12 protein-coding genes and 1 tRNA gene are annotated in these 9,551 nt (G+C 34.8%); 6 read left to right on the top strand and 7 right to left on the bottom strand.

Annotated elements, in window-relative coordinates; genetic code table 11:
- Window positions 1-200: 200 nt before the first annotated feature.
- Genes P8I29_00780 through P8I29_00770 form a run of 3 tightly spaced genes read right to left on the bottom strand, consistent with a single transcriptional unit; the run spans window position 201 to window position 1,158 of the window.
- A complete protein-coding gene (locus tag P8I29_00780) occupies window positions 201-422 on the bottom strand; it encodes a hypothetical protein (GenBank protein ID MDG1916330.1) in 222 nt (73 codons plus the stop codon).
- Window positions 409-849, bottom strand: a complete 441-nt coding sequence (locus P8I29_00775) for a toxin-antitoxin system YwqK family antitoxin (protein ID MDG1916329.1) — start codon at window positions 847-849, stop codon at window positions 409-411. Before P8I29_00775 ends, P8I29_00780 begins: the two co-directional genes overlap by 14 nt.
- Before the next feature lie 3 nt (window positions 850-852).
- Window positions 853-1,158, bottom strand: coding sequence for an HNH endonuclease signature motif containing protein (locus P8I29_00770; protein ID MDG1916328.1), 306 nt, complete (start codon window positions 1,156-1,158; stop codon window positions 853-855).
- Between the two features lie 223 nt (window positions 1,159-1,381).
- Here P8I29_00770 and P8I29_00765 point away from each other — a divergent pair, with 223 nt between their 5' ends.
- Window positions 1,382-2,521 (top strand): acyltransferase, encoded by a 1,140-nt coding sequence (locus tag P8I29_00765; protein ID MDG1916327.1) that lies wholly within the window; start codon window positions 1,382-1,384, stop codon window positions 2,519-2,521.
- Window positions 2,522-2,600: 79 nt separating this feature from the next.
- Here the strand turns inward: P8I29_00765 and P8I29_00760 are convergent, their stop codons facing one another.
- The 4 genes from P8I29_00760 to P8I29_00745 form a co-directional block, all read right to left on the bottom strand.
- Window positions 2,601-3,194: a superoxide dismutase gene (locus tag P8I29_00760; protein MDG1916326.1), complete on the bottom strand. Its 594-nt coding sequence runs from the start codon at window positions 3,192-3,194 to the stop codon at window positions 2,601-2,603.
- 44 nt (window positions 3,195-3,238) lie between these two features.
- Window positions 3,239-4,813: a S41 family peptidase gene (locus tag P8I29_00755; GenBank protein ID MDG1916325.1), complete on the bottom strand. Its 1,575-nt coding sequence runs from the start codon at window positions 4,811-4,813 to the stop codon at window positions 3,239-3,241.
- The gene (locus tag P8I29_00750; protein MDG1916324.1) at window positions 4,803-5,231 is read right to left on the bottom strand and encodes a dCMP deaminase family protein; all 429 of its coding nucleotides are present in this window, start codon (window positions 5,229-5,231) and stop codon (window positions 4,803-4,805) included. The genes P8I29_00755 and P8I29_00750 overlap by 11 nt, the downstream gene beginning before the upstream one ends.
- 57 nt (window positions 5,232-5,288) lie before the next feature.
- A tRNA-Leu gene (locus P8I29_00745) sits at window positions 5,289-5,372 on the bottom strand.
- Window positions 5,373-5,483: 111 nt separating this feature from the next.
- Here P8I29_00745 and P8I29_00740 point away from each other — a divergent pair.
- The 5 genes from P8I29_00740 (at window position 5,484) to P8I29_00720 (ending at window position 9,455) form a co-directional block, all read left to right on the top strand.
- Window positions 5,484-6,416, top strand: a complete 933-nt coding sequence (locus tag P8I29_00740) for a ribose-phosphate pyrophosphokinase (GenBank protein MDG1916323.1) — start codon at window positions 5,484-5,486, stop codon at window positions 6,414-6,416.
- Between the two features lie 26 nt (window positions 6,417-6,442).
- Window positions 6,443-7,078: a 50S ribosomal protein L25 gene (locus P8I29_00735; GenBank protein ID MDG1916322.1), complete on the top strand. Its 636-nt coding sequence runs from the start codon at window positions 6,443-6,445 to the stop codon at window positions 7,076-7,078.
- Window positions 7,079-7,098: 20 nt separating this feature from the next.
- The gene (gene pth / locus P8I29_00730; GenBank protein ID MDG1916321.1) at window positions 7,099-7,662 is read left to right on the top strand and encodes an aminoacyl-tRNA hydrolase; all 564 of its coding nucleotides are present in this window, start codon (window positions 7,099-7,101) and stop codon (window positions 7,660-7,662) included.
- A 73-nt stretch (window positions 7,663-7,735) separates the two neighbouring features.
- Window positions 7,736-7,987 (top strand): hypothetical protein, encoded by a 252-nt coding sequence (locus tag P8I29_00725; protein ID MDG1916320.1) that lies wholly within the window; start codon window positions 7,736-7,738, stop codon window positions 7,985-7,987.
- A 187-nt stretch (window positions 7,988-8,174) separates the two neighbouring features.
- Window positions 8,175-9,455: a sialidase family protein gene (locus P8I29_00720; GenBank protein ID MDG1916319.1), complete on the top strand. Its 1,281-nt coding sequence runs from the start codon at window positions 8,175-8,177 to the stop codon at window positions 9,453-9,455.
- Window positions 9,456-9,551: the final 96 nt, after the last annotated feature.

Genomic DNA, 9,551 nt, shown 5'->3' with positions numbered 1-9,551 from the left:
GATACGGATGAGCACCTGGTGCCATTATTGGCTACGATACCTTTCCAGTTGCTATCATACCACATTGCTGTGATGAGAAATTGTAATGTGGATCAGCCTAGAAATTTAGCGAAGTCGGTTACTGTCGAGTGATAACTATCTGATTATCAGGTAGTTAGGTCAAAATTAAGGTGTTTGATATTTCCCAACTATAATCAATTTCATTTAACTTCAACTCCATCTTTAAATGTTTTGATTTCTTTTAACTTACCATTACTTTCCCAATAGTATTTCCAAAGTCCATCTTTCTTACCATCAACTAAAGTAGACTCTTCTTGTAATTGACCATTTTCATAATATATTTTGATTTCTTCAGTTTGTGAGAAACTTAAAATTGATATAAATACAAATACTAGTAGTGTGTATATTTTAATCTTCTTCAACTTCTTCCCCATCTTTAAATGTTTTGATTTCTTTTAATTTACCATTACTTTCCCAATAGTATTTCCAAATTCCATCTCTTTTATAATTTCCAACAAAATTTCCTTCCTCTTCTAGGTTACCATTTTCGTAATAGAATTTCCAAAATCCATCTTGTTTTCCATCTACAAAATTTCCTTCAGAATTTAATTTACCATTTTCCCAATAAAATTTCAAAAATCCATCTTTCTTACTATCAATTAAAGTGTATTCTTCTTTTAATTGACCATTTTCCCAATATTCTTTTACAAGTCCATCTTTCTTACCATTAACTAAAGTGTATTCTTCTTTTAATTTACCATTCTCATAGTATAATTTTATTTCTTCAGTTTGTGAAAAACTTAAAATTGATATAAATACAAATAATAGTAGTGTGTAGATTTTAGTCATAATTTATTTATTGAATTTTTCTCTATGACGTTTTAGATACTTTTTCATTCCTTCACTCACTGGTATCTTTATTTCATCATTTATATTTAAAGATTCTCTGTTTAACGAATCTATTTTTTCTGAAATTAATATATAACCATCATCTTCAAAACTAATTAGATGTTTATCAAACAATGAATCAATATTTGGATATAATAATATTCCATTTTCTACATCTAATCTTTCATCATCATTTGATTCGGACCAAGAAACTATATGAGAGGATATTAAAATACTTTTTAGGTTTGAATATTCTATTTCTATATTCAATGTGAAATAGTTTTTTCCTTATCTTTTGTTTTTAGTGATGTTATATTTTCAGATATTTTAAAACTTATTATATACCTAAACTCTCACGTCCAATATTCATGTGATATAAATTGATTTAATCGACTTTATTCAATTATATGGGGTAGTGGTTGATTAGTAAATCAATACGTTAAAATCCATAATAATTAACCGTAAATAATATTAGTATGATAATACTCGTGCTATGAATTTACATATATTTATTTCAAAATTTGTAGTTATCTTCGAAAACTACTTCAATTTTCCATTGATGAGAATAGAACAGCTTACATTTACGAGGTTTATTGCAGCGATATCCATAGTTATATTTCATTATGCTAAAGATATACCTCCTTTTAATTTTGACTTCACCTCTTTTTTGTTTCAACAAGCTAATTTAGGAGTTAGTTACTTTTTTATACTTTCGGGTTTTGTGATGATTATTGCTTATTGGCAAAAGGACAAAGTACCGTTCTTAAATTTTATGAAAAAACGTTTTGCGAGAATTTATCCCGTAACTTTTTTGGCGGCAGTTTTGTTATTGTGTTTTAAAGTGTTGGAGCATTTTCTTTTTCCTGCTAACAGCGATTTAAACCTCAATGACTTTTTACTTAGTATTAGTCTTCAACAGGCTTGGATACCGGCTAAAGCGATGTCATTTAACACCCCTGCATGGTCCATAACGGTGGAATGGTTTTTTTACTTATGCTTTCCTTTTTTGTTTAATCGTTTTTATAAACGCCCCAAGTTGTGGACATTCTCCATAGTTACTTTTTTAATATGGGCATTTAGCCAATTTATATTGCATTATCTTTTAGAGTCTTCCTACTACACGGGTTTTCCATCTGCCAGTCATAGTTTTATACATTATTTTCCTCTGCTTCACTTGAATGAATTTTTAGTGGGTAATATCTCGGGGATTTTATTTCTGAAATTTTTAAAAGACAAAAGAAAAAATTACGACTTTATGATTTTAGGGCTTCTATTACTTGCAGCTATTATTTTGAAATATAATTCACATCTCAATTTCCATAATGGCTTATTGGTCGTAATATTCTTGCCTTTAATATTATTAATTTCCAATAATAATGGACTACTCACTAAATTATCCAATTTAAAATGTTTGGTTTTTTTAGGAGAAATCAGTTTTGGTATATATATATTACAAAAACCCATCTTTATGGCCGTTAAAGGAGTTTTTATATCCTTAAAGTGGGATGAGCCAATTTTACAATTTTATATTTCTTTACTCTCTTTGTTGCTTGTATCGGCTGTTAGTTTCAAATACTTCGAAGGGCCACTTCGAAAAAAGATTTCTAATTTTAGTGTTTCAAAAAGCTCTTAGCGAACTTTAATTGAGATCATGGCTCAAAAGCAAAAAAAGCCCCTCTACTGAGGGACTTTTTAATGATATTTCAACGGTGTTATGATTCTTGAAAACGTCTGCTAACCTCTTCCCAATTCACGACATTAAAGAAAGCTTCAATATAATCGGGTCTTCTATTTTGATAGTTAAGGTAGTAGGCATGTTCCAATACATCTAGACCCAGTATAGGTGTTCCGCCGCAACCTGAAGACATTAGTGGATTATCTTGATTTGGTGTTGAGCATACGCTTAGGCTACCGTTTTTAACACATAGCCAAGCCCAGCCAGAGCCAAACTGAGTGGCAGCAGCGTTTGAAAATGCTGTTTTGAAGGCGTCGAATGAGCCGAAGGCATTATTTATTGCATCGGCTAAATCACCACTTGGCTGACCGCCGCCATTAGGACTCATAACGCTCCAAAATATACAATGATTATAGTATCCACCTCCGTTATTTCTTACGGCAGCAGACAATTCGCCACCAAGAATAGACTCTATAGATTGACCATCTAAATCAGTGCCTTCTATGGCAGCGTTTAGTTTTGCAGTATAACCTGCATGGTGTTTTCCATGGTGTATTTCCATAGTTCTAGCATCTATATGTGGTTCTAAAGCATCGTAGGCGTACGATAGTTGGGGTAATTCAAATGACATATCTTAATAAGATTAAATTAATAATTGAGTACAAAAATAAAAAATTACTGCAGTATGGCTTGTTGGAATGTATAATCAATTTTATGGATAACAGGAAAAAAGCCATCATCGTTCCAAATATTTCTTGCGATATATGCTTTTAGCTGAGTCGATAAAATAGATTTATCATAATCGCTAAGCTCAGATACTGGTATTATAACTCCTGCAGTTCTGCAATAGTCTGCTAATAGGTTAAAATCGTTTGTATTTATTTCAAATAAGGAAATAAAATTTGCTAACTCTTGGCTTTCTAGTTCCGATCGGTGCTGATTGGTATAATCGAAAGCATATTGCCTAATCAAATCTTTACGGTTAGCTTCAGATATAGACCTGTGATACGAATTGGTGTCTAATGGAATAAAGATATCTGGCATTATTCCGCCGCCACCATAGACGACTTTGCCTTTTGGAGTAATGAATTTAAGACTATCATTGAATTCGATGCTATCCTTTGAAAGTAGCTCACCACTACTTAACCTATCCACCAAATCGGTAGCGTAGTCTTCACCTTGACCTTTAGCATAAGGGCGTTGGATACACCGTCCTGTTGGGGTATAATAGCGTTGTGTAGTTATACGATAGGCAGAGCCATCGGGGTGTTCAAATTGCTCTTGCACTAATCCTTTTCCAAAAGATCGACGACCTACAATAGTACCTTTATCATTGTCTTGCAAGGCGCCAGCAACAATTTCACTAGCTGAGGCAGAACCTTCGTCAATAACCACTGTTACAAGCGTATTGATAAGTAGCCCTCTTTTATTGGAAAAATACTCTTCTTTATCTCCCAAACGATTTTGGGTATAGACAATGAGCAAATCTTCTTCCAAGAATTCATTACTTATATTAATTGCCGCACCAAGGTATCCGCCTGGGTTATTTCTTAGGTCAAGAACGAGTTTTTCCATGCCACTTTTTAGAAGTTTTTTGGAGGCGTCCATAAATTCTTCATAAGTATTTGCTGCAAAGCGATTAACTTTAATATAGCCTGTTTTATCGTCTATCATATAAGATACATCCACACTATAAATTGGAATTTTATCTCTAGTTATCTCAAAATCGAGCAACCCCTGATGCCCTTTTCTTAAAATACCGACACTCACTTTAGTGCCTCTTTTACCTCTTAACAAATCAAACACATCTTCGTTTTCTAGACCTGTACCTGCAATGGTATCGCCATTGACAGAAACGATTTTGTCGCCAGATAATATGCCAACGCTTTGTGATGGGCCACCCGAAATAGGAGCAACGACCAAAATGGTATCGTCCAGTAAATTGAATTCTACACCAATTCCGTCGAAACTTCCTTCCATAGGCTCGTTGACAGATGATAAATCTTTAGCTTTTATATAGTACGAATGGGGGTCTAATTCTTTAAGTAGATTACTGACCGCTTTTTCTATCAGTTCTTCTCTATCAATGCTATCGACATAAGCCTCTTCTAATTGAGAAAGAACCAGGTTAAATTTGTTTAAGTCGTTTTGCTGAAAGCTCTCAAAATTTAAGAGCTTTCCAAGATAGATGCCAACAATAAGTATAAGGGAAAAAATGAGGGGACTAAAATGGGATTTTTTATTCAACATCCATAAAGTGTAAGAGTTCTACATTCGCTTTTTTTAGGAAGTCTAGTCCTGTTGTATCTTTGTATTCGTCAAGATAGACTAGTCTTTTAATACCCGACTGGTGAATGAGTTTGCTACATTCTTTGCAAGGAGAAAGTGTTAAATATAAGGTAGCTCCTTTACAGTCGTTAGTAGAACGAGCCACTTTCATAATGGCATTGGCTTCGGCATGAAGAACGTACCATTTGGTATTACCCTCTTCATCCTCGCAAGTGTTTTCGAAACCAGAAGGACAGCCATTGTATCCATCCGAAATAATCATTTTGTCTTTAACGATGAGCGCCCCTACTTGCTTTCTTTCACAATGCGAAAGTTTGGCCCATTCTTGAGCCATCTTCAAATAAGCCTTGTCGTATTTCCTTTGTTTCATTAGATCGATAGAATAGTGGGCACAAAAATACAAAAAAAACCCCCTCATAAATTGAGGAGGTTTTCGTACCCGAGGCCGGGGTCGAACCGGCACGATATTGCTATCACTGGATTTTGAATCCAGCGCGTCTACCAATTCCGCCACTCGGGCAAATTTTAGCGACAGCAAAGGTAAATTCTTTTTTGGCATACTCCAATGAAAGTGTTGAAAATAGTTTTAGGATTACTCAATTTTTCTATCTTTGCCAACCATAAAATTATTATGTCATCAAAAGTTAAAATATTTGCCGCTTCTGCTAGTAAGGAATTAGCTCTTACAATTGCTGAAAAATTTGGTCAGCCTTTAGGCGATACCTCATTGGTATTTTTTAGTGATGGGGAGTTTGAGCCTTCTTTTGATGAAACGGTAAGAGGATGCCATGTTTTTATTGTGCAGTCAACCCCTCCGCCATCTGATAATTTAATGGAGTTGTTATTGATGATAGATGCAGCTAAAAGAGCATCAGCCTACAAAATAACAGCGGTAATGCCGTATTTTGGTTATGCTAGACAAGACAAAAAAGGGAAACCAAGAGTGCCGATAGGGGCAAAACTGGTTTCTAATTTATTGACCGCAGCTGGTGTAGATAGAGTCATTACTATGGATTTGCATGCCGACCAAATTCAAGGCTTTTTTGAAGTACCCGTAGACCATTTGTTTGCCTCAACATTATTTGTGCCGCACATAAAAAATCTTAATCTTGCTAATCTGTGTATTGCCTCGCCTGATATGGGTGGAACAAAACGTGCCAACACCTATGCTAAGTATCTACAAACAGATGTTGTAGTATGTTACAAGCACAGAGACAAAGCTAATGAGATAAGTAAAATGATGCTTATTGGTGATGTTAAAGGAAAAGATATTGTACTAGTTGATGATATGGTAGATACAGCAGGTACACTTACTAAAGCCGCCGATTTAATGATTGAAAATGGCGCACGAAGTGTAAGAGCTTGTTGTACACACGGCATACTTTCGGGTAGTGCCTACGAAAGGATAAATAATTCTCAGTTAGCGGAACTTATTATTACCGATACCTTGAGAAAAGAACATAAAAGTGATAAAGTTAAAGTGATTGAGGTTGGAAACTTGTTTGCAGATACTATAAATAGAGTATTCACCAAACAGTCCATTAGCTCAAACTTTATAAGTTAATTATTAACCATTATTTTTTATTTAAAATGAAAACATTTGCATTAAGTGCTGACGTTAGAGAAACTAACAAAATAGCTAACAGAGCACTAAGAAATCAGGGTAAAGTACCATGCGTACTTTACGGGGGAGAAAAGCAAGTGTACTTCTCTGCTACAGAGAATGACCTTAACAAGCTTGTTAATACTCCAGACGTATATTTGTTGAACATTGATATAGATGGAGAAAGCTATCAAGCTATCCTTCAAGACATTCAATTTCATCCGTTAACAGACAGAATTGTTCACATTGACTTCTTACAAGTATTTGACGATAAAGAAGTAACGGTAAGTATTCCTGTAAACTTCATTGGCACTCCAATTGGTGTACGTAACGGGGGTAACTTATTAGTAAGAAGAAGAGCTATCAAAACACGCGCTATTCCTGCTAACTTGCCAGACGCTATTGAAATCAATATCGAAGATTTGAAAATTGGAAAATTCCTTTACATCGGAGATGTCAGAGACGAGAAATACACTTTCCTTGCAGAGGATAAATCTGTAATTGTTGGTGTGAAAACCGCTCGTGGTGCTATTGAAGATGAGGAAGAAGATGTTGAAGGCGAAGAAGGCGAAACAGCTGAAGGAGGAGATGCTCCAGCTGCTGAAGCCCCAGCTGCAGAATAATTTTTTTCTATCTTTAAACAATGAAATACCTCATTGTAGGATTAGGAAACCCTGGTGTCAAGTATGAAAATACACGACACAATATAGGATTTAAAGTATTGGACACTCTAGCAGAGTTGTCCAATACTTCTTTTAAGGAGGAAAAACATGCCCATTATGCCTCGTTAAAACATAAGGCCAGAACCTTCCATCTTATTAAGCCAACTACCTTTATGAACCTGAGCGGCAAGGCACTCAATTATTGGCTTCAGCACCTTAAAATTGACTTACAAAATGTTTTGGTGGTTACCGATGATATAGCTTTACCTTTTGGCACTTTACGACTAAGAGGGAAAGGCTCTGACGGAGGTCACAACGGATTGAAAGATATCAACTATTATTTGGGGCATACTAAATACGCTCGCTTGCGTTTTGGGGTGGGCGATCAATTTCTAAAAGGGCAACAAGCTCAATATGTTCTTTCCGAATGGACTGCTGACGAACAAGCCGATTTGCAAGAGCGTATAGAACAAGCAACTAAAATGATCCTCTCATTTGGCACTATAGGATTAGCTCACACGATGAGCAATTTTAATGGTAAGTAAAAGTTTTTTAATGTAACTTTGCACTACTTTTGGCGAAACCTTAAATACGCCAATTGATTAAGTATGTAAGACCATGAAAGAGATTATTTTTTTACTAAACACCACTCGTTTTAAATTAAAGCATAATGTATTTTTAATAATACTCACCTTGCTATTATTATATTCTTGCACTTCGGTTCAGAAAACAACTCAGGCAAAGGATCAAAGCAGTTCAGCTGTTCCAATAACAACAAAACAAGACTCTGCCCAAACAAAATTATTGCACCACATACTAGAGGGAAAATTACTGCCAGAATACAAATCCTTAATATTTAAAGAAAACTAACCCCCATATTTAATTTGCTATGAAAATCTTTACTCAATCATTAATCATTTTATTCACTTTTATTTTTAAAACCTTATTGTTCGCACAAGGCTATGACCAAGCAGTTAATTCTAGCGCATCTGGTCAAGAATGAGAAGCTCATATTGCTATTAATCCACTTGATTCCAATAAATTAGTCGTTGGTTTTATGCAAACGGGTTCTGTAGTTGGATTTAAAATATTTCACTCATCTAACGGGGGAGATAGTTGGCAAGAGTCGCAATTAAATATTTCAGCAGCTTTACAAGATTTTTCCCCCTCATATACTCCAGCCGGTGGGGGTGATATTGTATTTGCGTACGATAAGGAAGGGACTTTGTATTGTTCTTGGATTTATTTATTAGCAAACCCTTCGGACCTCAACTACCTGTCCAATTTATTATGGCGTTCTTTTTGGGCAAAATCAACAGATAATGGTCAAACCTTTACTTTTGAAGATGGAGATAAAAATTTTTTTGGCAAAGGCGTATTAGATTTAAGTAGTGGTCAATTACAAATTGTCGACACAGAAACAGGTATATGCGATAGGCAATGGATGGCAGTAGATATGACAGATGGCTCATATTCTAATCGCACCTATATTTCTTTTCTACAAGGCTCAATAAGTTATGGTTTTGGTTTAGTTGTTAAAACACTAAATAATCAGAGCACAGCATTTGAAAATCCTGTTTTGGCTTACGAAGGTGCTATTCAGCACGCTAATATTCGTGTAGATAAAAATGGGATCTTACATTGTTCGTTTATTAATACAGAGCAAAATACAGTTCTTTACATAAATTCTAGTGATGGTGGACAAACGTTTTCTGACCCTTACCTCATATATCAAGGAATTTCATTAATGCCTAATTCTAACAATATTGTTATAAATAATCGTGAGAGTGGCGCCCCTTCGTTAGCTATCGATGGTGACGACAATTTGCACTTAGTGTGGTCAGATATTGACTCTACAGTGATATCGTTTTACTCTAAATCAACAGATAATGGTCAGTCTTGGACCGACCCTCAACCTTTGACAGATTATTTCAATGATATGGTTTTTATGCCAGTAGTATCAGCTAAAGAAAATAAAGTTAGTATCGGGGGAAATATCGTGAATGATGAATTAAAATCAGAATATAAAATAATTTATTCTAGAGATTATGGACAAACATTTTTATATCCTAAATTGATGAGTACTGACATCATCGATTTTGATGCTGTTGGACAAGATGTATTTGTAGGGGATTACAGTTCTGCAGTTCGTACTTATTGTAACATATATAGTTTGTGGACTCACTGTGTAGGTTCAAATTGTCAGCAGTACGTTGCTAAATACGATGAGTGTAATTCAACAAGTATTACAGAGCATACACCAATAAATAGTACGTTTTCAATTGACAAAATCTATCCTAATCCAGCAACAGAGAATGTTTTTATAGAACTTCAGTAGGAAAATAACGAGCAATTTTCATTAGAAATTTTAAACCTCAAGGGACAGAAAATATTTTATGACAGCTATGATATAGCCGAAGGGGAAATTAGAATT

Source organism: Flavobacteriales bacterium (assembly GCA_029248105.1).
Taxonomy (GTDB): Bacteria; Bacteroidota; Bacteroidia; order Flavobacteriales; family UBA7312; genus UBA8444.
This window is presented reverse-complemented; position numbering and strand designations above follow the sequence as displayed.